The sequence below is a fragment of the Palleronia marisminoris genome, assembly GCF_900172315.1.
Classification (GTDB): Bacteria; Pseudomonadota; Alphaproteobacteria; order Rhodobacterales; family Rhodobacteraceae; genus Palleronia; species Palleronia marisminoris.
In genome coordinates this window covers 451,871-473,841 of sequence record NZ_FWFV01000002.1, presented here as the reverse complement: position 1 = coordinate 473,841, position 21,971 = coordinate 451,871, and the positions used below count along the sequence as shown (strand labels likewise).

General features: G+C 66.6%; 23 protein-coding genes and 1 riboswitch. Of the genes, 19 read left to right on the top strand and 4 right to left on the bottom strand.

The genetic code is table 11. From position 1 onward, the window contains the following. Nucleotides 1-46: 46 nt before the first annotated feature. From miaB to PAM7066_RS06020, 16 genes are all read left to right on the top strand, one after another. Nucleotides 47-1,366 carry a tRNA (N6-isopentenyl adenosine(37)-C2)-methylthiotransferase MiaB gene (miaB, locus tag PAM7066_RS06095; protein ID WP_085853238.1) on the top strand — a complete coding sequence of 440 codons (1,320 nt, stop codon included), beginning with the start codon at nucleotides 47-49 and terminating at the stop codon, nucleotides 1,364-1,366. Between the two features lie 62 nt (nucleotides 1,367-1,428). Further along, nucleotides 1,429-2,013, top strand: a complete 585-nt coding sequence (locus tag PAM7066_RS06090) for an OmpA family protein (protein WP_245749580.1) — start codon at nucleotides 1,429-1,431, stop codon at nucleotides 2,011-2,013. A gap of 4 nt (nucleotides 2,014-2,017) precedes the next feature. Continuing rightward, a complete protein-coding gene (locus PAM7066_RS06085) occupies nucleotides 2,018-2,314 on the top strand; it encodes a hypothetical protein (protein WP_085853237.1) in 297 nt (98 codons plus the stop codon). Nucleotides 2,315-2,422: 108 nt separating this feature from the next. Beyond that, a complete protein-coding gene (locus PAM7066_RS06080) occupies nucleotides 2,423-3,442 on the top strand; it encodes a PhoH family protein (protein WP_090928716.1) in 1,020 nt (339 codons plus the stop codon). Nucleotides 3,443-3,455: 13 nt separating this feature from the next. Beyond that, nucleotides 3,456-3,935 (top strand): rRNA maturation RNase YbeY, encoded by a 480-nt coding sequence (ybeY, locus tag PAM7066_RS06075; RefSeq protein ID WP_085853305.1) that lies wholly within the window; start codon nucleotides 3,456-3,458, stop codon nucleotides 3,933-3,935. A gap of 33 nt (nucleotides 3,936-3,968) precedes the next feature. Further along, complete coding sequence (locus tag PAM7066_RS06070; protein ID WP_085853235.1) at nucleotides 3,969-4,823, top strand: CBS domain-containing protein; 855 nt, start codon at nucleotides 3,969-3,971, stop codon at nucleotides 4,821-4,823. 96 nt (nucleotides 4,824-4,919) lie between these two features. Next, nucleotides 4,920-6,431 carry an apolipoprotein N-acyltransferase gene (lnt, locus tag PAM7066_RS06065; protein WP_085853234.1) on the top strand — a complete coding sequence of 504 codons (1,512 nt, stop codon included), beginning with the start codon at nucleotides 4,920-4,922 and terminating at the stop codon, nucleotides 6,429-6,431. 32 nt (nucleotides 6,432-6,463) lie between these two features. Beyond that, a riboswitch (SAM-SAH riboswitch) is annotated at nucleotides 6,464-6,512 on the top strand. Between the two features lie 7 nt (nucleotides 6,513-6,519). After that, entirely contained in the window at nucleotides 6,520-7,701 is a 1,182-nt protein-coding gene (metK, locus tag PAM7066_RS06060; RefSeq protein ID WP_085853233.1) for a methionine adenosyltransferase, read from the top strand. Nucleotides 7,702-7,976: 275 nt separating this feature from the next. Further along, a complete protein-coding gene (trmB, locus tag PAM7066_RS06055) occupies nucleotides 7,977-8,684 on the top strand; it encodes a tRNA (guanine(46)-N(7))-methyltransferase TrmB (RefSeq protein ID WP_085853232.1) in 708 nt (235 codons plus the stop codon). A gap of 299 nt (nucleotides 8,685-8,983) precedes the next feature. Beyond that, nucleotides 8,984-10,336 carry a 3-phosphoshikimate 1-carboxyvinyltransferase gene (gene aroA / locus PAM7066_RS06050; RefSeq protein ID WP_085853231.1) on the top strand — a complete coding sequence of 451 codons (1,353 nt, stop codon included), beginning with the start codon at nucleotides 8,984-8,986 and terminating at the stop codon, nucleotides 10,334-10,336. A gap of 42 nt (nucleotides 10,337-10,378) precedes the next feature. Next, entirely contained in the window at nucleotides 10,379-10,816 is a 438-nt protein-coding gene (locus PAM7066_RS06045; RefSeq protein ID WP_085853230.1) for a GFA family protein, read from the top strand. After that, nucleotides 10,816-11,418, top strand: coding sequence for a (d)CMP kinase (locus tag PAM7066_RS06040; protein WP_085853229.1), 603 nt, complete (start codon nucleotides 10,816-10,818; stop codon nucleotides 11,416-11,418). Before PAM7066_RS06045 ends, PAM7066_RS06040 begins: the two co-directional genes overlap by 1 nt. Before the next feature lie 238 nt (nucleotides 11,419-11,656). Continuing rightward, nucleotides 11,657-12,436: an ABC transporter ATP-binding protein gene (locus tag PAM7066_RS06035; protein ID WP_085853228.1), complete on the top strand. Its 780-nt coding sequence runs from the start codon at nucleotides 11,657-11,659 to the stop codon at nucleotides 12,434-12,436. After that, nucleotides 12,433-13,434: an ABC transporter permease gene (locus PAM7066_RS06030; RefSeq protein WP_085853227.1), complete on the top strand. Its 1,002-nt coding sequence runs from the start codon at nucleotides 12,433-12,435 to the stop codon at nucleotides 13,432-13,434. The genes PAM7066_RS06035 and PAM7066_RS06030 overlap by 4 nt, the downstream gene beginning before the upstream one ends. Before the next feature lie 80 nt (nucleotides 13,435-13,514). Beyond that, on the top strand, nucleotides 13,515-14,336 hold the full coding sequence (locus PAM7066_RS06025) for an ABC transporter permease (protein WP_245749597.1): 822 nt from the start codon (nucleotides 13,515-13,517) through the stop codon (nucleotides 14,334-14,336). A gap of 30 nt (nucleotides 14,337-14,366) precedes the next feature. Next, the gene (locus PAM7066_RS06020; RefSeq protein ID WP_085853225.1) at nucleotides 14,367-15,365 is read left to right on the top strand and encodes an ABC transporter substrate-binding protein; all 999 of its coding nucleotides are present in this window, start codon (nucleotides 14,367-14,369) and stop codon (nucleotides 15,363-15,365) included. Between the two features lie 274 nt (nucleotides 15,366-15,639). On the opposite strand, the gene PAM7066_RS06015 is transcribed toward PAM7066_RS06020, so the two are convergent. Beyond that, on the bottom strand, nucleotides 15,640-15,846 hold the full coding sequence (locus PAM7066_RS06015; protein WP_085853224.1) for a cold-shock protein: 207 nt from the start codon (nucleotides 15,844-15,846) through the stop codon (nucleotides 15,640-15,642). 547 nt (nucleotides 15,847-16,393) lie between these two features. On the opposite strand from PAM7066_RS06015, the gene PAM7066_RS06010 reads away from it, so the two are divergent. Beyond that, on the top strand, nucleotides 16,394-16,984 hold the full coding sequence (locus tag PAM7066_RS06010; protein WP_085853223.1) for an exopolysaccharide biosynthesis protein: 591 nt from the start codon (nucleotides 16,394-16,396) through the stop codon (nucleotides 16,982-16,984). A 34-nt stretch (nucleotides 16,985-17,018) separates the two neighbouring features. Here PAM7066_RS06010 and PAM7066_RS06005 read toward each other — a convergent pair whose 3' ends face one another. From PAM7066_RS06005 to PAM7066_RS05995, 3 genes are read right to left on the bottom strand one after another with little or no spacing between them, the layout of a single operon-like run. Further along, entirely contained in the window at nucleotides 17,019-17,789 is a 771-nt protein-coding gene (locus tag PAM7066_RS06005) for a TIM barrel protein (protein ID WP_217639915.1), read from the bottom strand. Between the two features lie 3 nt (nucleotides 17,790-17,792). Then, on the bottom strand, nucleotides 17,793-18,794 hold the full coding sequence (gene iolG / locus PAM7066_RS06000) for an inositol 2-dehydrogenase (RefSeq protein ID WP_085853222.1): 1,002 nt from the start codon (nucleotides 18,792-18,794) through the stop codon (nucleotides 17,793-17,795). Nucleotides 18,795-18,815: 21 nt separating this feature from the next. Continuing rightward, a complete protein-coding gene (locus PAM7066_RS05995; protein WP_085853221.1) occupies nucleotides 18,816-19,931 on the bottom strand; it encodes a Gfo/Idh/MocA family protein in 1,116 nt (371 codons plus the stop codon). Nucleotides 19,932-20,010: 79 nt separating this feature from the next. Here PAM7066_RS05995 and PAM7066_RS05990 point away from each other — a divergent pair, with 79 nt between their 5' ends. After that, the gene (locus PAM7066_RS05990) at nucleotides 20,011-20,841 is read left to right on the top strand and encodes a MurR/RpiR family transcriptional regulator (RefSeq protein WP_085853220.1); all 831 of its coding nucleotides are present in this window, start codon (nucleotides 20,011-20,013) and stop codon (nucleotides 20,839-20,841) included. A gap of 119 nt (nucleotides 20,842-20,960) precedes the next feature. Next, complete coding sequence (locus PAM7066_RS05985; RefSeq protein ID WP_085853219.1) at nucleotides 20,961-21,887, top strand: sugar ABC transporter substrate-binding protein; 927 nt, start codon at nucleotides 20,961-20,963, stop codon at nucleotides 21,885-21,887. Nucleotides 21,888-21,971: the final 84 nt, after the last annotated feature.

The window sequence follows — 21,971 nt, the reverse complement described above, 5'->3', positions numbered from 1 at the left end:
CGCCGGGCCGGGATAGATGCGTTGCTCGCACAGTGGGGGATCCGCCATGACCGCGCCCAAGAAGCTCTACATCAAGACCTATGGCTGTCAGATGAACGTCTATGACAGCGAACGCATGGCCGAAGCGCTGGGCGCGTCGGGCTATGTCGAGACCGGATCGCCCGATGACGCGGACATGATCCTGCTGAACACCTGCCACATACGCGAGAAGGCGGCGGAAAAGGTCTATTCCGAGCTCGGGCGCTTCCGCGATCTGAAGGATGCCAAGCCGGACCTGAAGATCGGCGTGGCGGGCTGCGTCGCGCAGGCCGAGGGCGAAGAGATCCTGCGCCGCCAGCCGATGGTCGACCTCGTCGTCGGTCCCCAAAGCTACCACCGCCTGCCCGAGATGGAGGCGAAGGCGGGGAAGGGGGTCAAAGCGCTCGACACCGACTTCCCCGAGGAAGACAAGTTCGAGCGGCTGAAATCCCGTCCCAAGGCCAAGCGCGGACCTACTGCATTTCTGACGGTGCAGGAGGGCTGTGACAAGTTCTGCGCCTTCTGCGTGGTGCCCTACACCCGTGGATCCGAAGTCTCGCGCCCCGCGTCGCGGGTGTTGGCCGAGGCACAAGACCTGGTCGAGCGTGGCGTGCGCGAGTTGACCCTCCTGGGCCAGAACGTGAATGCCTATCACGGGGCATCGGACACTGGCGAGATGACCCTCGCCCGCCTGATCCGCGAGCTGGCGAAGATCGACGGGCTCGAGCGGATCCGCTTCACCACGAGCCACCCGAACGACATGGATGACGACCTGATCGCCGCCCATGGCGAGGTGGAAAAGCTGATGCCCTATCTCCACCTGCCCGTTCAATCGGGCAGCGACCGGGTGCTGAAGGCGATGAACCGCAAGCACACCGCCGAAAGCTATCTGCGCCTGATCGAGCGCATTCGCGCCGCGCGGCCCGACATCCTGATTTCGGGCGATTTCATCGTGGGCTTCCCGGACGAGACCGAAGAGGATTTCTCGCAGACCATGGCTCTGGTCGAGGCGGTCGAATACGGCCAGTGCTACTCATTCAAGTACTCCACGCGCCCCGGCACCCCTGCGGCCGAGCGCGCGCAGGTGGACGAGGCTGCCAAGGACGATCGTCTGCAACGCCTTCAGGCGCTTCTGCGTGACCAGCAGGTGGCGGTGCAGGATCGCATGGTGGGCAAGGAGGTCGGCGTGCTGTTCGAGAAGCCGGGTCGCGAGGCGGGACAGATGGTGGGCAAGTCCGACCACCTGCACTCGGTCTTCGTGGAAGGCGAGGGGCTTTCTCCCGGCGACCTGCGCAAGGTCCGCATCACGCGAAGCGCGTCGAATTCGCTCGCCGGGACGCTTCTCTGACAATCTGTCGGATTTCTCCGTCCTGTGACCACTCCTGGTAAACCAATGGCGGGCTAAAGGGGATGAAGCCGGTCCTCGGGACCCGCTGGGTTCTGAAGGAGGTCGTGGTGTTGCTCAGCTTTTCCGCCCTGTTCCGCATGGCTCTTGCAGCGTTGCTCGTCGTCGCGGGGGCGGGGACCATGCACGCTCAGGAACGGGCGGTCGGCACGATCTGGATCGACCCCGATGGCTGCGAGCACTGGGTGCGCGACGACGGCTGGGAGGGCTACGGCTCGAACCGGCTGGCCCGCGACGGCACCCCCGTCTGCCACAAGGTCGAGACTTGTGGCGTGGTCAGTTCGGACATCCTGTTCGCCACCGACAGCCACAGGATCAGCGACCAGGGCAGAGCCCACCTGAGCGACTTCTTCGCCCGAACCAACGCGCACGCCTTCACCATCATCGGCCATACCGACAGCCGTGCGAGCGACGAGCACAACATTCGCCTTAGCCATGACCGGGCGGCCACGGTGGCGCGGATCGCTGCCGGCATGGGCAAGACAGTCAACGATGTGCGCGGTCACGGCGAACGGCAGCCCGTCGCGTCGAACGATACGGCGGCCGGAATGCAGCGCAACCGCCGCGTCGAAATCATCTGCATCCGGTGAACCCATGAAAACGCTTCTCCTCATGCTTCTCGGGTGTGCGACGCTGCTTGTGGCCTGCGGCACCAAGCCCGACCAGACCGCGGACCGGTTCATCGACGGCAAAAGCCTGGCGAACCTGACAAAGACGCCCGGCATCTGGGTGGATGGCGACGGCTGCGAACACTGGGCCATCGATGACGGGATCGAGGGCTACCAGATGAACCGGCTCGACCGGTACGGCAAGCCGATCTGCGGTCGCCTGCAGCCCTTCACGCTTTACGGGCCCGACGAAGCCGGCTCGCCGGTTCCGGATCCGATCTGATCGCCCCACTCTTGTCGCCTTTTCGTATCCAGCTGCGCGCGAGCCCTTGTCACGGAGAAGGCGAGGACCCACGATAGGTGCGTAGCCGCTGTGCCTCAGGAGAACCGCTTGGCCCAATCCCCCAGCCCGTTGCCCCCGCTGGATCATACGCAACCCGAGTCCGCCGAGACCTCCGTCGAGTTTCCCGACAACCGCCTGCTGATCGACCTATGCGGCGTGGGAGACTCGCATTTGGTCCAGATCGAAAGCCATCTCGGCGTTCAGATCTTCCGGCGGGGCAACCACCTGACGCTGATCGGCGATAGCGACACACGGGCCCGCGCGGCCGAGGTTCTGGGCGCGCTCTACGGGCGCCTCGAGGCGGGGCGCGACGTGACGCCCGCCGATATCGACGCCGAGATCAGGATGGGCGGCGCCGCTCCCGCCACAGACGAGGCGAGCGACGGCGACCAGATCGAGATGTTCCAGGGCGGCCGCATCGAAATCCGTACCAAGAAGAAGCTGATCGAGCCGCGCACCGACGCGCAGAAGGCCTACGTCGCCTCGCTTTACCAGAACGAGCTCGCCTTCGGGATCGGTCCCGCCGGCACCGGCAAGACCTACCTTGCCGTGGCCGTGGGCGTGAACCTGTTCATCCAGGGCGAAGTCGACCGCATCATCCTCTGCCGACCCGCCGTCGAGGCAGGCGAGCGCCTGGGTTTCTTGCCCGGCACGCAGGAAGAGAAGGTCGATCCCTACATGCAGCCGCTCTATGACGCGCTGAACGACTTTCTGCCGGCGAAGATGCAGCAGAAGCTGAAGGAAGAGAAGAAGATCGAGATCGCGCCGCTGGCCTTCATGCGTGGCCGGACGCTGGCCAACGCCTTCGTGGTGCTCGACGAGGCGCAGAACGCGACCGCGATGCAGATGAAGATGTTCCTGACCCGCCTGGGCGAGGGCAGTCGCATGGTCATCACCGGCGACCGGACGCAGATCGACCTTCCGCGAGGGCAGGTCTCGGGGCTTGCCGATGCCGAGCGGTTGCTCACTGGGATCGACCGGATCGCTTTCAACTACTTCACGTCCAAGGACGTCGTGCGCCATCCGCTGGTCGCCAAGATCATCGAGGCCTACGAGGCGGACCAGTAGGGTGAGTCCCTCCCTGGAAGTGGACGTGGTGGTCGAGGACGACCGCTGGAACGCGCTCGACCTCGATGGATTGGCTTTTCGGGCAGTGGGGGCGACGCTGGCGCATCGCGGTTTATCCGGGGGCGAGGTCGTGATTCTAGCCTGCGACGACGCGCGGATCACGGCGCTGAACGCCGATTTCCGTGGCAAACCGCGCCCGACGAACGTGCTGTCCTGGCCGTCGGAGGGACTCGGGGCGGAGGCGGACGGCGGCGAGCCGCTTGCGCCGGAGGACGAAGCGTACGGCGACATCGCCATCGCGTGGGAGACTTGTGCGGCCGAGGCCAGCGCCGCCGGGATCGAAATGGCGGACCACGTGACCCACCTGATCGTGCATGCGGTGCTGCATCTTCTGGGTTACGACCACGAGCGGGACGGCGATGCGGCGCTCATGGAAGGGCGTGAAGTCGAAATTCTTGCACAATTGGGGTTGCCCGACCCATATACTCGATGAGCGGCCATCAGGGCCGGAGCGATGGAAGGTGACATGGCGCAAGCCGAAAGCGACACCGGGACGGACCGCGCCCCCGGAGATATCGAAGATGACAGTCCGGAACGCGGGTTCTTCGGAAGACTGTTCACGGCGTTCTCCCAGCCGGAAGATGGGGAAGGCGATGGCGAGGAGCGGCACGCGTCGCGCATGCCGCCCGACCTGCTGAACCTTGCGCGGATGCGAGTCGCGGACGTGGCCATTCCCACGATCGAGATCGTGTCGGTGCCCCTCGACGTCGCGTGGGAGGATCTGGTCGAGACGTTCCGGGAGACCGGTTTGACCCGACTTCCCGTTTACGACGGGACGCTCGATCATCCGAAGGGCATGATCCACCTCAAGGACTTCGCGCTGCGCCACGGGTTCGGCAAGCAGGCCGAGTTCGACATGACGCAGATGCTGCGGCCGGTGATCTACGCCCCGCCCTCGATGCCGATCGGGGTGCTCTTGCAGCGGATGCAGAGCGAGCGGACCCACATGGCGCTGGTCATCGACGAATATGGCGGCGTGGACGGACTGGTGACGATCGAGGATCTGATCGAGCAGGTGATCGGCCAGATCGAGGACGAGCACGACGAGGACGAGGACAAGCTGTTCCTCGAAGAGAAGTCGGGCGTCTGGATCGCGCAGGCTCGTACGCCCCTGGCCGAGTTCGAGGACGCGACCGGGACGAGTTTCACCGATGACGACGAGGATGAAGAGATCGACACGCTCGGCGGGCTGGTCGTCGTGCTGACGGGTCGCGTGCCGGCGCGCGGCGAGGTCGTCGCGCATCCCTCCGGGGCTGAAATCGAGATCGTCGACGCCGATCCCCGCCGCCTGAAGCGCCTGAGGGTCCGTCTTCCGGCCTGACGCGGCGCGAGCCGCCGTCCTTGAGGCGGCCGCTTGTTTCGCGCCTTCCGGGGCAGTAAGCGGCCGGTGGGTTCCCGAGCGCGATGGAGATCGGCAATGACGGCTGTTTCATCCGACGCTGCGAGGGGCGGTGCCTTGGCCCGGCCGTGGCTTCCGCTCGCGCTTTCGGCATTGGCGGGCGTCGGCGTGGCGCTGGGACAGGCGCCGTTCCACCTGGCGCCGCTGGCTCTTCTTGCGCTGGGCGCGGCGGGTTGGCTCTGCCGTTCGGCGCCCGATGCGCGGGGGGCGGCGTGGCGCGGGTTCGCGGCCGGCACCGCCCATTTCGCCGTCACCCTCCACTGGATCGTCGAGCCGTTCCTCGTCGATGTCGCGCGGCACGGTTGGATTGCGCCTTTCGCGCTGCTTTTCATGGCCACCGGATTCGCGCTGTTCTGGGCACTCGCCTTTTGGGTGGCGCGTCGTCTCGCGGCGGGCGGCTGGCGGTTCGCCCTTGCCTTCGGCGCGGCGCTCGCCGGGGTCGAGGTGCTGCGGTCCCTGATCCTCACCGGCTTTCCCTGGGCCCTGATCGGATACATCTGGTCCGAGGGGCCCGTGGCACAGGCCGGGGCGTTCGTCGGGCCGTTCGGGCTGACCCTTGCGACAACGCTCGTTGCGGGCCTACTGGCCGCGATGGGGCCACGGCCGGCGGCGGTGCTCGCGGGGGCGGTGATCTGGGGCGCGGCGGTGCTGGCGTTTGGCGCGAGGCCACCCGCGCCGGCGGCGGAGGCGGAGGCGCCCGTTCTGCGCCTCGTCCAGCCCAATGCCCCGCAGCATCTGAAGTGGGATCCGGACTACACGCAGATGTTCTTCGATCGCGCGCTGGATCTGACTGCCGCGCCGGGCGCGCCGGACCTGATCCTGTGGCCCGAGACCTCGGTGCCCTACCTGATCGAACCAGGCCACCCGGTGCTGCAGATCCTGTCGCAGGCCGCGGGAGGGGTGCCGCTGGTCGTCGGCGGTCAGAGAGCCGAGGGCAGCCGCTATTTCAACAGCCTCGTCGTGATCGGCGAGGACGGCGCCATCGGCGACGTCTACGACAAGCACCACCTGGTCCCGTTCGGCGAATACGTCCCCTTCGGCGATCTGGCCGAGCGGTTCGGCATCCGCGGGCTCGCGCAGGGAGAGTACGGCTATTCCCCCGGGCCGGGACAGCGGTTGGTCGACCTGGGCCCGCTCGGCCAGGTCCTGCCGCTGATCTGCTACGAGGCGATCTTCCCCGAAGAGGTCGGGGCCGTCGCCCCCAGGGCGAACTGGCTCTTGCAGATCACGAACGATGCCTGGTTCGGCACCTTCGCGGGGCCGCAGCAACATCTGGCCATCGCGCGGATGCGGGCGATCGAGCAGGGGCTGCCGATGGTTCGCGTGGCGAATACCGGGATCTCGGCCGTGATTTCGGCGACCGGAGAGATCACCGCGCAACTGGGGCTGGGCGAGGCGGGATACCTGGACGCGCCCTTGCCGCCGGCCATGTCACCGACGCCTTACGCCAGGACGGGGGATTGGCCCGCTTTTGCGCTGATTTTGCTGCTCTTGGCGGGAACGATCGCATTGCGCGCAAAATCGTCTTGATTGCGGCCGCGCCGCTCGCTACGGCGCAAGGTGACCGCGCACAACGGCTTCCTGGCGTGCGTGGAAAAATTCAATGGAGCACTCCCCCATGCCGCGTCAGAATTACATCTTCACCTCGGAATCCGTATCCGAGGGGCACCCCGACAAGGTCTGCGACCGGATCTCGGATGCCGTCCTCGACGCCTTCCTCAGGGAAGAAGCCGAGGCGCGCGTCGCCTGCGAGACCTTCGCCACCACGAATCGCGTCGTCATCGGCGGCGAGGTGGGGCTGTCGGACAAGTCGAAGCTGGCCGAGTATCTCGACCGGGTCGACAGCATCGCGCGCGAGTGCATCCGGGACATCGGCTACGAGCAGGACAAGTTCCATTGGAACTCGGTCGAGGTCACCAACCTGCTTCACGCCCAATCCGCCCACATTGCGCAGGGGGTGGACAAGTCCGAGATCAAGGACGAGGGCGCCGGCGACCAGGGCATCATGTTCGGCTACGCGGTCGAGGACACGCCCGAGCTCATGCCAGCGCCGATCCACTACGCGCACCAGATCCTGCGGCGCCTGGCCGAGGTCCGCAAGTCCGGGCAGGAGCCGACGCTGCGCCCCGACGCAAAAAGCCAGATCAGCCTGCGTTACGAGGATGGCAAGCCGGTCGAGGTGACCAGCATCGTCCTTTCCACCCAGCACGAGCGCGAGAATCAGACCTCCGCCGACATCCGCGCCATCGTCGAGCCGTACATCCGCGAAGTCCTCCCGGACGGCTGGATCACCGACGCGACCGAATGGTGGGTGAATCCCACGGGCGTCTTCGTGATCGGCGGACCGGATGGCGATGCGGGCCTGACCGGGCGCAAGATCATCGTGGACACCTATGGCGGCTCGGCCCCCCATGGCGGCGGCGCGTTCTCGGGCAAGGATCCGACGAAGGTGGACCGCTCGGCCGCCTATGCCGCGCGCTACCTCGCCAAGAACGTGGTCGCGGCCGGCATGGCCAAGCGCTGCACGATCCAGTTGTCCTATGCCATCGGCATCTCGAAGCCGCTGTCGATCTATGCCGACACCTACGGCACCGGCGAGGTGCACGAGGAGAAGATCGAGAACGCGATTCGCGAGGTCATGGACCTGACCCCGCGCGGCATCCGCACGCATCTGGGCCTCAACCGCCCGATCTACGAGCGCACGGCGGCCTACGGTCATTTCGGCCGCGCGCCGGAAGCCGATGGCGGATTCTCGTGGGAACGGACGGACTTGGCCGACGCCCTGCGTCGCGCGGTCTGACAGTTGGTTCGGGGGTTGGCCTGGTCGGGCCAACCCCCGAGCCGCGCTCTGTCCGGGCGGGCCGACTTCACGCACCTGGTGAGCGCCTGCCGGCCGGACGTCCGGCGGATTGTAGCGAAGTGCTTCCCCGGCAAGCTTCGGTTCGTTTCGTGAAGATTGTGCGCGTGACCCGGACCCGCGACTTGCTCGAACCTGGGACGCTCGGGATCGGACGCAACCGACGGGGGTGACAGGCGCCGCTTGCGCCCTGCCGGCCCCTCAAATACATCGCCGCCATGTCCGAAAAATCCCAGGGCGCCCCGTGGCGCAACTTCTACGGCCGCCGCAAGGGCCATACTCTGCGCCCCTCGCAAGAGAGGTATCTGCAGGAGGATCTCGACCGGCTCTCGCCCGGGCCGGTCGACTGGGAGGTAAACCCCGACCGCACCCCGCTCGATCTGGGGTCCCTCTTTGGCGAGCGCGAAACCTGGGTCGAGATCGGCTTCGGCGGGGGCGAGCATCTTGTCCACCAGGCCGCCGGCAACCCCGATGTCGGGATCATCGGGGCAGAGCCCTATATCAACGGCGTGGCCATGCTGCTGGGCAAGATTCGCGCGGCAGGCGTCACCAACCTGCGAATCCATCCCGGCGACGCGCGCGATCTGTTCGACGTGCTGCCGCCGGCGTCGGTGTCGCGGGCGTTCCTGCTCTACCCGGATCCGTGGCCAAAGGCGCGCCACCATCGCCGCCGTTTCGTCACGCCCGAGCACCTGGAGCCGCTCGCCCGCTGCCTGAAGCCCGGCGCCACATTCCGCGTCGCGACCGATATCGCCGACTATGTGCGCCAGGCTCTCGAAGAGGTGCCCGAAGCCGGGTTCGAATGGCTGGGCGAGGGGCCGTCGGACTGGAGCGCGCCGTGGGACGATTGGATCTCCACGCGCTACGAGCAGAAGGCGCTGCGCGAGGGCCGCTCGCCGCACTACCTGACATTCCGCCGCCTCTAGGCGCAGTCGGCGGAAAACTGTTGCGCCCGGCGCCGGATGAGCGGAGCGGCGCCCGGCCGTCGAATCACGCCGACGGAACCCGCGACATGTGCCGTTGAAGCTGTAAGTTATCCACAGTGCAGCTCCGGTCCCTTGCCATGAAACGCCCCCGCCAGACGAAACTCTTTACCTTCGCGCCGTTCCTCCTGTTCGTGTTCATCGTGTTGCCGCTTCTCGCGGCGGCCTGATTGGCGCTTGCGCCGTCACGGCACCCGTGCCACCCACTCGGTCGGATTTCGAACCGACGGTGAGGTGACCCCATGTCTGCGCACGGCACGCCCGAACCCCTCATGTCCCGAAAGGCCGGAGCCCTTTCCGGCACGGCCGAGGTCCCCGGCGACAAGTCGATCTCGCACCGCGCGCTGATCCTTGGCGCCATGGCAGTGGGCGAAACCCGGATCACGGGGCTGCTCGAAGGGCAGGACGTTCTGGATACGGGGCGCGCCATGCAGGCGTTGGGCGCCGAGGTCGTGAACCATGGGCAGGGCAGTTGGTCCGTCCACGGCGTGGGCGTCGGCGGTTTCTCGGAACCCGACCAGGTGATCGACTGCGGCAACTCGGGGACGGGCGTCCGGCTCATCATGGGCGCGGTCGCCACGCACGGTTTCGCCACGACCTTCACCGGGGATGCTTCGCTGACCTCGCGGCCGATGGCGCGCGTGACCGATCCGCTCGCCCTGTTCGGGGCGCAGGCCGTCGGACGCGCGGGCGGCCGCCTGCCGCTGACGCTGGTGGGGGCGTCCGACCCGGTGCCGGTGCGCTACGCGACGCCGGTGCCCTCGGCGCAGGTGAAGTCCGCCGTCCTGCTGGCGGGGCTGAACGCCCCCGGCGAGACCGTCGTGGTCGAGCGCGAGGCCACCCGCGATCATTCCGAGCGCATGCTCGCGGGATTCGGCGCGACCATTTCGACCGAAGTCACCGACGAGGGCCGCGTCATCACGCTGACCGGCCGACCCGAATTGCAGCCGCAGGAGATCGCCGTACCGCGTGACCCTTCGTCGGCCGCTTTTCCGGTCTGCGCCGCGCTGATCACCGAAGGGTCCGACGTGCTGATCCCGAATATCGGCCTCAATCCCACGCGTGCCGGCCTGTTCGAGACGCTGCGCGAGATGGGCGCGGACCTGACCTACGAGGATCCGCGCGACGAGGGGGGCGAGCCGGTGGCCGATCTGCGCGCGCGCTTCTCGCCCGAGATGAAGGGCATCCGCGTTCCGCCCGAGCGGGCGGCGTCCATGATCGACGAATACCCGATCCTTTCCGTCGTCGCCGCTTTCGCGGAAGGGGTCACAGACATGCCCGGCGTGGCCGAGCTGCGGGTGAAGGAAAGCGATCGCATCGACGCGATGGCGCAAGGGTTGCGCGCCGCGGGCGTGACGGTCGAGGAGGGCGACGACTGGTGGCGCGTCCATGGACGCGGGCCGGGCGGGGTCGAGGGCGGAGTGACGGTCGCCGCACGGCTCGACCACCGGATCGCGATGTCGTTCCTGTGCCTGGGCATGGCCTCGAAGCAACCGGTGACGGTGGATGACGCAAGCCCGATCGCCACGTCCTTCCCGATCTTCGAGCCGCTGATGACCACGCTCGGCGCGTCGTTCTCGCGCCCCGAGGGCTGACGGCCGCGAGCGTCGCGCTAGATCGCGCCCGAAGGAGGAACCATGTCCGACATTTTCGACGCCGACCCGCGTAACCTGTCCGTGACCGGAGGCTGCCTTTGCGCCGAGGTCTCGTTTCGCGTGACCGGGCCGCTGAGGCCCGTCATCGCCTGCCATTGCAGCCAGTGTCGCCGGACGACCGGGCACTTCCTTGCGTCCACGTCCGCCCCGCGCGACACGGTCGAGATCGAGGGCGAGGTGAAGTGGTACGACTCGTCGGACAGCGCCAAACGCGGATTCTGCCCCGAATGCGGCTCGAACCTGTTCTGGGACGGGGGCGGCGAACTGCTGTCGATCATGGCCGGCTCGCTCGATGCGCCGACCGGGCTGTCGCTGGTGGGGCACATCTTCTGCGCGGATAAGGGCGACTATTACGAGATCTCCGACGGCCTTCCGCAAGCCAAGGGCTCCGATCCGCGCATGACGACGCGCAAGCCCTGATGGCCTTCACCGTTGCGATAGACGGGCCCGCGGCGGCCGGGAAGGGCACGATCGCCCGCGAGATCGCCGTGCGGTTCGGCCTCGCCTACCTGGATACCGGGCTTCTCTATCGTGCAACGGGGCGCCGTGTGCTCGACGGCGAGGCGCCGCTGGTGGCGGCGAAGGCGCTGACGCCTGCCGATCTTGCGGCGCCGGGGCTGCGCACTGCCGAGGTGGCCGAAGCGGCGAGCCGCGTCGCCTCGGATGCCCAGGTGCGCCAGGCCCTCGTCGAATTCCAGCGCCACTTTGCCCGCCGGGACGCAGGCGCAGTGCTGGACGGGCGCGACATCGGCACGGTGATCTGCCCGGCGGCCGAGGTGAAGCTTTTCGTGACGGCCAGTCCCGAGGTGCGCGCCCGCCGCCGGCACCTCGAGTTGAGCGACGGCACGAGCTACGAGGCCGTGCTCGAGGATGTCCGCCGCCGCGACGACCGTGACATGGGCCGCGCGGATGCGCCTCTGCGCCCGGCCGACGACGCCCATCACATCGACACGACCGACCTGACCATCGAGCAGGCGGTCGATCGCGCGGCGGCCATCGTCAAGGCGATCCGGGCGCGCTGATCGGCAAGTGAGCAGGATTTCGGCACGGCTGCAGCCGCACCGTATCCCGGCGATCAAAGATTGGGCGAGTGCCCGATTTCCGCGCCGCGTTCTTGACCGATACCCTCCCGATGGTAGCGTGGAGTCTCATCAACCGGCTCGATCGCCGCAGTCAGAGGTACAACTTGACCGACATCTCGCCCCGCAACGCGATGACTCGGTGCGCGCCCGCGTCGAACCCACTGTCCGAGGCACAAGCATGAGCACCCGCGTCGTGGAGGCCCGGTCCCTCGACCTGACGTTCAGCACCAATGACGGCCCTGTGCACGCGCTGAAGAACGTGGACCTCACCGTGGACGCGGGTGACTTCGTGTCGTTCATCGGCCCCTCGGGTTGCGGCAAGACGACGTTCCTGCGCTGCGTCGCCGCGCTGGAACAGCCGACGGGCGGGACGCTGACGGTCAACGGGATGTCGCCCGACGAGGCGCGCCGCGCCCGCGCCTACGGCTACGTCTTCCAGGCTGCGGGGCTCTATCCGTGGCGGACCATCGGCGGGAACATCCGTCTGCCGCTCGAGATCATGGGCTTCCCGGAAGCCGAGCGGAAGCGCCGCGTGGCCGAGACGCTCGAGCTGGTGGACCTCGAAGGGTTCGAGCACAAGTATCCCTGGCAGCTTTCAGGTGGCATGCAGCAGCGCGCGTCGATCGCCCGCGCGTTGTCCTTCGACGCGGACCTGTTGCTGATGGACGAACCCTTCGGTGCCCTCGACGAGATCGTGCGCGACCGGCTGAACGAAGAGCTGCTGTCGCTGTGGGACCGGACGGGCAAGACGATGCTGTTCGTGACCCACTCGATCCCCGAGGCAGTTTACCTGTCCACGCGTATCGTCGTGATGTCGCCGCGCCCGGGGCGGATCACCGACATCATCGAGAGCCCGCTGCCGCGCCACCGCCCGCTCGACATCCGCGACAGCCCCGAGTTCATCAAGATCGCCCACAGGGTTCGCGAAGGTCTGCGCGCCGGCATGGAGGCCGCATGACCGACAATACCGCACCGATTTCGGGGCAGGGTGCTGGGGTGGGACGCTCGGCCCGGGCCGCTCTCCGCGTTCGGGCGTTGGGCCAGACGGCGCTGCCGGTGCTGACGGTCGTGGTCGCCCTTCTTGGCCTGTGGTATCTTGCCTGCATCCCCATGAACGCCGCGCAGTCGGTACTGACGGCGTCCCGCGCCGGGATCGAGGTCATGCCGGAAAGCCCGCGCGACCGTCGCGGGATGTCGGGCGCCGCACTGGCGCTGGCCAATCCGGGTCCCGCCGTCGCGGGTGCCTTCGCGCAGGATCGCCCCCGGCTGCCGGCCCCCCACCAGGTGGCGATCGAGCTGTGGAACAGCACGGCCACGGTTTCGCCCACCTCGAACCGGAGCCTCGTCTACCACGCCTGGGTCACGATGAGCGCGACCCTGACCGGGTTCGTCATCGGCACGTCGCTGGGGATCCTGCTGGCCGTCGGGATCGTCCATTCCCGCGTCATGGACATGAGCGTGATGCCCTGGGCCATCGTCAGCCAGACCGTCCCTATCATCGCCATCGCGCCGATGATCATCGTGGTGCTCTACTCCGTGGGGGTCGAGGGGATCCTGCCCAAGGCGGTGATCTCCGCCTACCTGTCGTTCTTCCCGGTGGTCGTCGGCATGGTGAAGGGCCTTCGGGCGCCTGACGCGATGCAGCTCGACCAGCTTCGGACATACGCCGCGAGCCGTGCGCAGACCTTCTTCAAGCTCAGGCTGCCATCCTCGACCCCGTACCTCTTCGCCTCGCTCAAGATCGGCATCGCGGCCAGCCTCGTCGGCGCCATCGTCGGAGAATTGCCGACAGGTGCCGTCGCCGGGCTGGGGGCGCGCCTTCTGGCCGGCAGCTACTACGGGCAGACGGTGCAGATCTGGTCCGCGCTGTTCGGCGCCGCGATCCTCGCCGCGCTGGCCGTCGGGGTAATCGGGGTGATCGAGCGTGTCGCCCTGCGCCGGATGGGCCTGCGATGATCGGGGCAAGTGAGCGCCGGCTTCTCGTGGTCGAGGTCGGCCTCGTGGCGCTCGCGGCACTTCTGGATCCAAGGCTGGCGATGATCCTTCTGATCTGGTTCGCCGGCTGGACGGTGAACACGGGGATCGCGAGGTCCGGCACTCGCGCCGCCGCGACAGCCGTGCCGGTGATCTTCGGGATCACCGTGCTGATCCTGTGGGAGGCGGTGGTGCGCCTGTTCGACGTACCGGGCGTCATCCTTCCGGCCCCCACCGCCATCGCTTCGGCCTTCGCGGCGAACGCACCCACGCTTTGGACCGACTTCGTGCAGACGGTCGTGAAGGGCGCGCTGTCGGGCTACCTGATGGGCTGCATCGCCGCCTTCGCGGTCGCGCTGCTGGCGGATCGGTTCGACTTCCTGCGCCGGGGCCTGCTGCCCGTGGGCAACTTCATGGCCGCGCTGCCGATCGTCGGCACGGCGCCGATCCTGGTGATGTGGTTCGGATTCGACTGGCAGTCGAAGGCGGCCGTCGTGGTGGTGATGGTCTTCTTCCCCGTCCTCGTGAACACGGTTGCGGGGCTTGCCGACAGCCAGGCCATGCAGCGCGACCTGATGCGGACTTTCGGTGCAAGCTACTGGCAGGGCCTCGTGAAACTGCGCCTGCCCTCGGCCATGCCCTTCATCTTCAACGGGTTGAAGATCGCGACCACGCTGGCGCTGGTCGGCGCGATCGTGGCCGAGTTTTTCGGCTCTCCCGTGCAGGGCGTCGGCTTTCGCATCTCGGTTTCGGTCGGTCAGCTCGCGCTCGACATGGTCTGGGCCGAAATCGTGGTCGCGGCGCTTGCGGGAAGCGCCTTCTACGGCATCATCGCGTTCGTCGAAAGACGCGTGACGTTCTGGCATCCGTCCAACCGGGGCTGAACCCGGGGACACCACAGGAGAGGGTACTTCATGAAACACACGATCTTCGCGGCCGTGGCCGCGTTCGGAACGGCTGCAACACCTGTCCTCGCGCAAGACATGGACGAGGTTGCGCTGCAGCTGAAATGGGTGACACAGGCCCAGTTCGCCGGCTATTACGTGGCCGAAGAGCAGGGCTTCTACGAGGAAGAGAACCTCGACGTCACCATCAAGCCCGGCGGCCCGGACATCGCGCCCGAGCAGGTGATCGCGGGCGGCGGCGCCGACGTCATCGTCACCTGGATGGCAGCGGCGCTGGCCGCGCGCGAGAGGGGGGTGCCGCTGGTGAACATCGCGCAGCCGTTCTCGACCGGGGGCCTGCAGCTGACCTGCCTTGCCGAAACCGGCGTCGAAACGCCCGAGGACTTCCCCGGCCGCACGCTGGGCGTCTGGTTCTTCGGCAACGAGTATCCGTTCTACGCCTACATGGCCTCGCTCGGCATCCCGACCGATGGCAGCGAGGAGGGGGTCGAGGTTCTGAAGCAGGCGTTCAACGTCGATCCGCTGCTGCAGGGGCAGGCCGACTGCATCTCGACCATGACCTACAACGAGTACGGGCAGATCCTCGATGCCGGCTATGGCGAGGACGAATTGATCAACTTCAACTACCTCGAAGAAGGCGTGGGGATGCTCGAGGACGGGCTCTACGTGCTCGAGAGTGACCTCGAAGACCCTGCGTTCGTCGACAAGATGGTTCGGTTCGTCCGCGCCTCGATGAAGGGCTGGAAATGGGCCGAAGAGAACCCCGAGGAGGCCGCGCAGATCGTCGTGGACAACGACACCAGCGGCGCGCAGACGCTGGATCACCAGGTCTACATGATGTCCGAGGTCGCCAAACTGACCGAAGGCTCGGACGGCGCGCTCGATCCCGCGGCCTATGAGCAGACAGTCGAGACGCTGCTTTCCGCGGTGTCCGAAGAGAACCCGGCGATCACGGAAGAGCCCGAGGGCGCCTACACGACCGAGATCACCGACCAAGCGCTGAACTGACCGCGCTGTCCTGACAAGGGCCCGGCACCATCTGGTGTCGGGCTTGCCAGTCATGCGTGGTACGCGCGGGGACAGGCCGGCGATGCCGCATCCTCGGCTGATCTACTGAGGGCAGATCCGGCGGCGGCTGATGGTGTGCACAATGACGACCACGACGATCATGACAGGTCCGCGGAAGTCACCGGACCGGATGGCGAAAGCACCCGCGGTCTCGGGCAGGGCGAAACGAAAAAGGGCGCCCGAGGGCGCCCAGTTCCAAGCCAGGTTCGACCGTTCAGGCGAGCTGAAGGTTCGTCGCCGACTCGCGGCCGTCACGGCCGGATTCGATGTCGTAGGTGACTTTCTGGTCGTCGTTCACAGTCGAAAGACCGGCGCGCTCGACGGCCGAGATGTGAAGGAAGACGTCCTTGCCGCCCGTATCGGGAGCAATGAAGCCGAAGCCTTTGGTGGGGTTAAACCATTTCACGGTGCCAGTAGCCATCGTGAGATCTCCTGTAGTTTCAACCTGTTCGCGGAAGTGCAACAGCGTGGCGAAGTTGGCCAAGATCGAGTTCGCTGAAGTCCGGTAGGGAAAGCAGGGATCGATAGAGGGAACGTAGCCCGACCCTTCTGACAGATCGAAAGGGTTCTGTCCAGAGGGGATCGCATATCGGTTCGAGAGGCCATGCGCTGAAGCTCGTCGAGGATGCCGCGCTTGCCGTGCACCACGTCCTGTTCGTCGCTGTTCATCATGTCCCTTCGGCTCGGTGCCGGAGCTACCGGCCAGCGCGGTGGCGCCGGGTAGAATCGAAGGATCGTTGGAACCCGGCGCGCGCGTCGGGCCTTCGTATGGCAATGGGTACGACGGACACCATCAGGCAGTCATCTCGCGTGGCGCTCACCGCGGAGCCGTTGCGGGCAGGGTTCGGCGCGGATGTATCCGGAACCGCGGATCTGGCGTAGAAGGGGGTGCCTGTGAGAGTTGCGACACTAGCAGGCGCCGTAGAAACTTGTGTGTGAACACTCTGACTCACGAAGCGAGCGAACGAATGGCAGAAAACAAGACACGCGCGCTCAGCGATGTCCTCGATCAACTCGAAGCGGCCGCGCATGACGACAGCATCCAGGTTCAGGAGGTCATCGAGAAACTCGGGCGCAAGTCATTCGCTTCGCTGATGCTGGTCTTTTCGTTGATCAGCACATCCCCTGCGAGCGCGATTCCCGGCATCACGACGATCGTTGCCGCCATCGTGTTCATCCTGGTCGTGCAGATGATCATCGGGCGCAACTGCGTCTGGCTGCCGGAGTTCATCACCCATCGGCGCATGTCTACCCAGAAGCTATGCAAGGGCATCGCGTGGCTGCGCAAGCCCGTCCATTTCGTCGAGCGGTTTCTGAAGGCGCGGCTCACGTTTCTCTTGCACCGACCGTGGCTCTGGCTGCCGCTCATCGCGATCCTGGGACTCACGCTCTTCATGCCGTTCATGGAGATCATCCCGACCTCCGGCTCCATCGCCTCGGCCGTCATCGCGCTGTTTGCGGCTGGGCTCCTGACCCGGGACGGTGGCTTGGTCGTGCTGTCGCTGATCCTGCTTCTCGGCGTGCCGATAACCGTCTGGCACTTCGGGTTCAGCGGTTGATACGAGGGGGCGCTGCTTTGCCCATTGCTGCGCGCTATGAGAATGCGGACCTGAACGCTTCGAGCGCAGCCTCGGGGTCGCCCGATGCCCACGCCTCCAGTCCGACCGGGCCGGCGTAGCCCATCTCGCGCAGGGCGCGTGCAATGCCGGGATAGTTGATCTCGCCGGTGCCGGGCTCGCATCGGCCGGGCACGTCGGCGACCTGGATTTCGCCGACCCATGGTAGGCAGGCGCGGCAGAGCTCGATCAGGTTCCCCTCGCCGATCTGGGCGTGGTACAGGTCGAGGTTCAGCCGCAACTGCGGACGGTTCACTGCGGAAACCAGCGCCAGCGTCTCTTCCGCACGGGCGAAGGGCACGCCCGCGTGGTCCACGGGAAGATTGAGGTTCTCGAGCGTGAATATGACGCCCACCTCTTCGGCGAGGTCGCAGATGCGGTTCAGCGTGTCGCGGGCCTTCACCCATTTGAGCGGTGTCGCAACCTCGGCAAGCTTCGGACGGCCCCCGTCGCCAAGGCCGGTGCCGTGCAGGTTCAGCCGTGCGACGCGCAGGCGCTTGCCCACCTCGGCCGCCTCGCGCGCCGATGCCAGGAGGATGTCGGCACCCTCGTCATCGGTCAGCCGCCCCTCGAGATACCCGTTCATGATCGAGAACGTCGCGCCCGATGCCTCGAGCTTGCCGAGGTCGTGGTCGCACCAGTTCCATAGACCGACCTGAAACCCCATCTCGTCGAGCTTCGCGCAGCGCCATTCGATGGGCTTGTCGAGCCACAGCATCTCGGCGCAGGCGGCAAGGGTGAGGGCCACGGCTCAGGCTCCGGTCATGTCGGAGGTGACGTCGACGGGGCGGCCTTCGGACAGCGATCGGTTCGCAGCCTCGGCCAATGCCAGCGCGTTCACGCCGTCCTGAACGGTCGCGGGAACGCCCTTGCCGTCCACGCAGGCATCGACGAAGGCCGCCCATTCGATGGCGTAGGCGCGCATGTAGCGCTCGAGGAAGAAGTAGACCGGCTTGGCCGAAACCGCACCGGCTTCGGTCGTGGTGACCACCGTGTTCTCGGTCTGGTTCCGTACCTCGATCGTGCCCTTCGACCCCAGAACCTCGACGCGTTGGTCATAGCCGTAGGGCGCGCGGCGCGAGTTGCGGATCGTGGCGATGCGCCCGTCGGCATAGGTCAGGACGACGACGCCGGTGTCGATGTCACCCGCCGCGCCGATTTCCGGATCCACGAGGCAGGCGCCATGGGCCATCACGCTTTTGGGCATCCCGAAGAGGAACGCGCACATGTCGAAGTCGTGGATCATCATGTCACGGAAGAGCCCGCCCGAGACCTTGATGTAGCTGACCGGGGGCGGCGCAGGATCGTACGAGGTGACGGACAGGAGCTCTCCGTCGCCCACGTCGCCGGCATCCAGTGCGGATTTGAGTGCGGCGAAGTTCGGGTCGAAACGGCGGTTGAAGCCCATCATGATGGGCCTGTCATGGGTGGCGGCGATCTCGCGCACCTTGAGCGCGCGGTCGAGCGACAGGTCGATGGGCTTCTCGCAGAAGATCGCCTTGCCCGCCTTAACGCCCGCCTCGATCAGGTCGGAATGGGTGTTGGTCGACGAGGCGATCAGGATGGCGTCGATGCTGTTATCCCCGAGGATCTCGTCGGCCGACCGGGTGGCGATGCCGTGCTCCTTCGCCAGTGCCTCGGCCGCGTCCGCCATGACGTCCGTGACGGCGACGAGTTCGGAACGGGGATCCATGCGGATCGAGGCGGCGTGAACCTTGCCGATGCGGCCGGCGCCGAAGAGGGCGACTTTCATCGTGGAACTCCCTTTGGGTTGTCAGAAAGTGACGCGACGGCCCTCTCGGGCCGAGACGTCGATGGCGTGGATCGCGCGCTCGAACGCCCGCGCGTCGGTGAATGTCGGAAATGCGTCCTCTCCGGCGGCGATTGCCCGCAGGAAGCTTGCGACCTCGATCGTCTTGAGGTCGCCGAACCCCAGTTGATGGCCCGGTGCGGGACAGAACGCGCCATAGGGCGGATGCTCGGGGCCGGCGAGGATCGTCCGGAAACCCTGCTCGCCCCGCGGCCCGTCATCGACGTAGAGCTGCAGTTCGTTGAGCCGCTCCTGGCTGAAGGCGATCATGCCGCGCGTGCCATGAACCTCCCAGTCGAGCTTGTTCTTCCGACCCCACGCGGAACGCGAGGTGCAAAGCGTACCCTGCGCCCCATTTGCAAACCGCAAGATGGCCGAGGCGGTATCCTCGTTCTCGACCGGCGCGCGGCCCGTTCCGTCGGGCAGGGGGCGTGTCTCGTGAATGATCTGCGTGTCGGCCACGAGGCTTTCGATTGCGCCCATCAGAACGTGGCTGATCGACACCAGGTGACAGCCGAGGTCACCCAGCGCGCCGAGCCCGGCATCGGCGCGGCTGGATCGCCACGTCCATGGCAGGTCGGGATCGGCCTGGTAATCCTCGTCCACCCAGCCGCGGAAATGCACGGGACGGCCGATCGTGCCGTCGGCCACGAGCTTGCGGGCATGCCGAACCATCGGGTTGTGGATGTAGTTGTATCCGACCAGGGTGCGGACGCCGGCTTCGCGGGCAGCGGCCTCCATCTCGTGCGCGTCGTCCAGCGTCAGAGCCAGCGGCTTCTCGCAATGAACGTGTTTGCCTGCCTTGATGGCTGCCAGCGCCATCTCCCTGTGCGAAGCGTTCGGTGTCGTGATCGAGACGATGTCCACCGCGGGATCGGCCACCAGCGCCGTCCAGTCGTCCGTCACCGCGTCGAAGCCGAACTGGGCGGACAGGGTGCGGGCGCGCTCGGGCGGCGTATCGCAGAACCGTGCGAGGCGCACGGGCGGCAGATCGCCGAAGACGGCGCCCGCGCTGCGATAGGCCAGCGCATGGGCCTTGCCCATGAAGCCACCACCGATTAGCCCGAGTCCCAGTTCCACGTCGCACCCGCAGATGAAATTTTTATTCTGAAAACGGGATGCGCGGTTATCATGCCCCTGTCAAGACGGAGTCGATATCATGGCCGATCCGGCAGAGGTCACGAATGCCCCCGAGACGGTGACGGAAGCGCTGGCGCGCATGGATGCGATGGCCGAGGGCTTCCCGAAGCGCCTGAAGCAATCGGCGACGTTCACCCGCCGCCACCTGCACCTGATTGCGGTGTCCACCGTGTCCGAGATGGCGCAGGGGGCCGATGTCGCGCCGTCCGCCTACATGCGCTTCTGCCAGGCCATGGGCTTCTCGGGGTATTCCGAGATGCAGGCGCTGTTTCGTGCGCAGTTCACCTCGTTCCGTCCCGACTACGACACGCGCCTCGCGCAGCTTCGTCCGGACATGGCCGTCGATGCCGGCCGGCTTTTGATGGATTTTTCGGAGTCTGGACACAAGTCATTGCTTTCATTGTCGAACACAGTGACGTCAGGCAGCATGGAGCGGGCTGCGAAGACGATGGCAGGGGCCCGCCTTGTTCACCTGATCGGGCTCAGGCGGGCCTTCGCCGTGGCCGCGAACATGTCCTATTACCTTGGAAAACTCGAGGTCCCGTCGGTGCTGCATGCCGGGGTCGGGCTGCAGGATTCCGGGCTTGCGATCACCGCGGAGGACGTACTTTTCGCGATCACCTTCGCACCGTTCTCGGAAGAGACCGTCCGGCTTGCCAGGGGCGCGTCCGAACGCGGCGCGCGGGTGATCGGCCTGACCGATTCCGAGGCCTGCCCACTGAGCACCTTTGCCGAAGACATGTTCCTCGCGCGGGAAAACGAGGTCGGAGGCTTTCGTGCCCTCAACGCATCGATCACGCTGACCACCGCACTGGCCGTCGCCGTTGCGGCGGCAAAAAACGGTGATTGACTCGTAGGCACTTCCGGCTCCAAATGGAACATACATTCCATCACGGCATCGTCGTGGAATGGAGGGGGCCCCAAGTCCGGTCGATGCCGGGCAAGGTCCCAGGTTCCAAGGGAGGAAACATGACCAATCTCGTGAAAACGGCGTCCTTGCTTGCCGGCATGGCAATCGCCGCACCCGCATTCGCCCAGGACATCATCGTGGTGGCGCATGGCCAGGCGAACGATCCCTTCTGGTCGGTCGTCAAGAACGGCGCCGACCTGGCCGCCGAGCATACCGGCGCAAATGTCGACTTCCGCTCGCCCGAGACCTTCGACATGGTCCAGATGAGCCAGATGATCGATGCCGCCGTCAACCAGGAGCCGGATGGCCTGGTTGTCTCCATTCCCGATGCCGATGCGCTCCGGCCGTCCATCGAGCGTGCGGTTCAGGCGGGCATTCCGGTGATCTCCATGAATTCGGGCGGCGACGTCGCCTCGGAAGTCGGGGCGTTGCTGCATGTCGGCCAGGACGAGTTCACCGCCGGCAAGGTGGCGGGCGAGAGGCTGGCCGAGATGGGCGGCACGACCGGCATCTGCGTGAACCAGGAGGTGGGCAACGTCGCCCTCGACCAGCGCTGTGCCGGTTTCGAGGAAGGGTTCGGGGGAAGCGTCGAAGTGATCCCGACGCTGAACGACCCCGCCGAAGTCGAGGCGAAGGTGCAGGCCGCGCTGGAATCCAACCCCGATATCGACACGATCATGGGCCTTTCCGCGCCCCTCGTGGGGGAACCCGCCCTGCGCGCCGTCGAGGCGGTGGGCCGCACCGGTGACGTCAATGTCGCGACCTTCGACCTCTCGGCGGGCTTTCTCGAGGCCGTGGCCGCCGGCGACGCCGCGTTCGGCATCGACCAGCAGCAATTCCTGCAGGGCTACCTTCCGGTCGTGTTCCTGGCGATGAACGCCCAGTACGGCCTGGTTCCCGGCGGCGACGTGCCCTCCGGTCCCAACCTGGTCACGCAGGAGAAGGCCGAGCAGGTCGTCGAGCTTTCCGCGCAAGGCATTCGCTGAAGGGTTCCCGGCACGCAGCCGGTCCGAATGGGGCCGCGGCGCAATCGCCGCGCCACGGCCCCATTCCGTTCAAGGGGAGGAGAC

What these genes read in the sequence shown, in the direction of transcription:
- PAM7066_RS06040 (WP_085853229.1), top strand. Translation starts at nt 10,816, where the DNA reads ATGGCCTTCACCGTTGCGATAGACGGGCCCGCGGCGGCCGGGAAGGGC.
- PAM7066_RS06085 (WP_085853237.1), top strand. Translation starts at nt 2,018, where the DNA reads ATGAAAACGCTTCTCCTCATGCTTCTCGGGTGTGCGACGCTGCTTGTG.
- PAM7066_RS06045 (WP_085853230.1), top strand. Translation starts at nt 10,379, where the DNA reads ATGTCCGACATTTTCGACGCCGACCCGCGTAACCTGTCCGTGACCGGA.
- PAM7066_RS06020 (WP_085853225.1), top strand. Translation starts at nt 14,367, where the DNA reads ATGAAACACACGATCTTCGCGGCCGTGGCCGCGTTCGGAACGGCTGCA.
- PAM7066_RS05985 (WP_085853219.1), top strand. Translation starts at nt 20,961, where the DNA reads ATGACCAATCTCGTGAAAACGGCGTCCTTGCTTGCCGGCATGGCAATC.
- PAM7066_RS06035 (WP_085853228.1), top strand. Translation starts at nt 11,657, where the DNA reads ATGAGCACCCGCGTCGTGGAGGCCCGGTCCCTCGACCTGACGTTCAGC.
- PAM7066_RS05990 (WP_085853220.1), top strand. Translation starts at nt 20,011, where the DNA reads ATGGCCGATCCGGCAGAGGTCACGAATGCCCCCGAGACGGTGACGGAA.
- PAM7066_RS06090 (WP_245749580.1), top strand. Translation starts at nt 1,429, where the DNA reads ATGAAGCCGGTCCTCGGGACCCGCTGGGTTCTGAAGGAGGTCGTGGTG.
- PAM7066_RS06025 (WP_245749597.1), top strand. Translation starts at nt 13,515, where the DNA reads ATGATCCTTCTGATCTGGTTCGCCGGCTGGACGGTGAACACGGGGATC.
- iolG (WP_085853222.1), bottom strand. Translation starts at nt 18,794, where the DNA reads ATGAAAGTCGCCCTCTTCGGCGCCGGCCGCATCGGCAAGGTTCACGCC.
- PAM7066_RS06015 (WP_085853224.1), bottom strand. Translation starts at nt 15,846, where the DNA reads ATGGCTACTGGCACCGTGAAATGGTTTAACCCCACCAAAGGCTTCGGC.
- PAM7066_RS06030 (WP_085853227.1), top strand. Translation starts at nt 12,433, where the DNA reads ATGACCGACAATACCGCACCGATTTCGGGGCAGGGTGCTGGGGTGGGA.
- aroA (WP_085853231.1), top strand. Translation starts at nt 8,984, where the DNA reads ATGTCTGCGCACGGCACGCCCGAACCCCTCATGTCCCGAAAGGCCGGA.
- trmB (WP_085853232.1), top strand. Translation starts at nt 7,977, where the DNA reads ATGTCCGAAAAATCCCAGGGCGCCCCGTGGCGCAACTTCTACGGCCGC.
- lnt (WP_085853234.1), top strand. Translation starts at nt 4,920, where the DNA reads ATGACGGCTGTTTCATCCGACGCTGCGAGGGGCGGTGCCTTGGCCCGG.
- metK (WP_085853233.1), top strand. Translation starts at nt 6,520, where the DNA reads ATGCCGCGTCAGAATTACATCTTCACCTCGGAATCCGTATCCGAGGGG.
- PAM7066_RS06010 (WP_085853223.1), top strand. Translation starts at nt 16,394, where the DNA reads ATGGCAGAAAACAAGACACGCGCGCTCAGCGATGTCCTCGATCAACTC.
- PAM7066_RS06070 (WP_085853235.1), top strand. Translation starts at nt 3,969, where the DNA reads ATGGCGCAAGCCGAAAGCGACACCGGGACGGACCGCGCCCCCGGAGAT.
- miaB (WP_085853238.1), top strand. Translation starts at nt 47, where the DNA reads ATGACCGCGCCCAAGAAGCTCTACATCAAGACCTATGGCTGTCAGATG.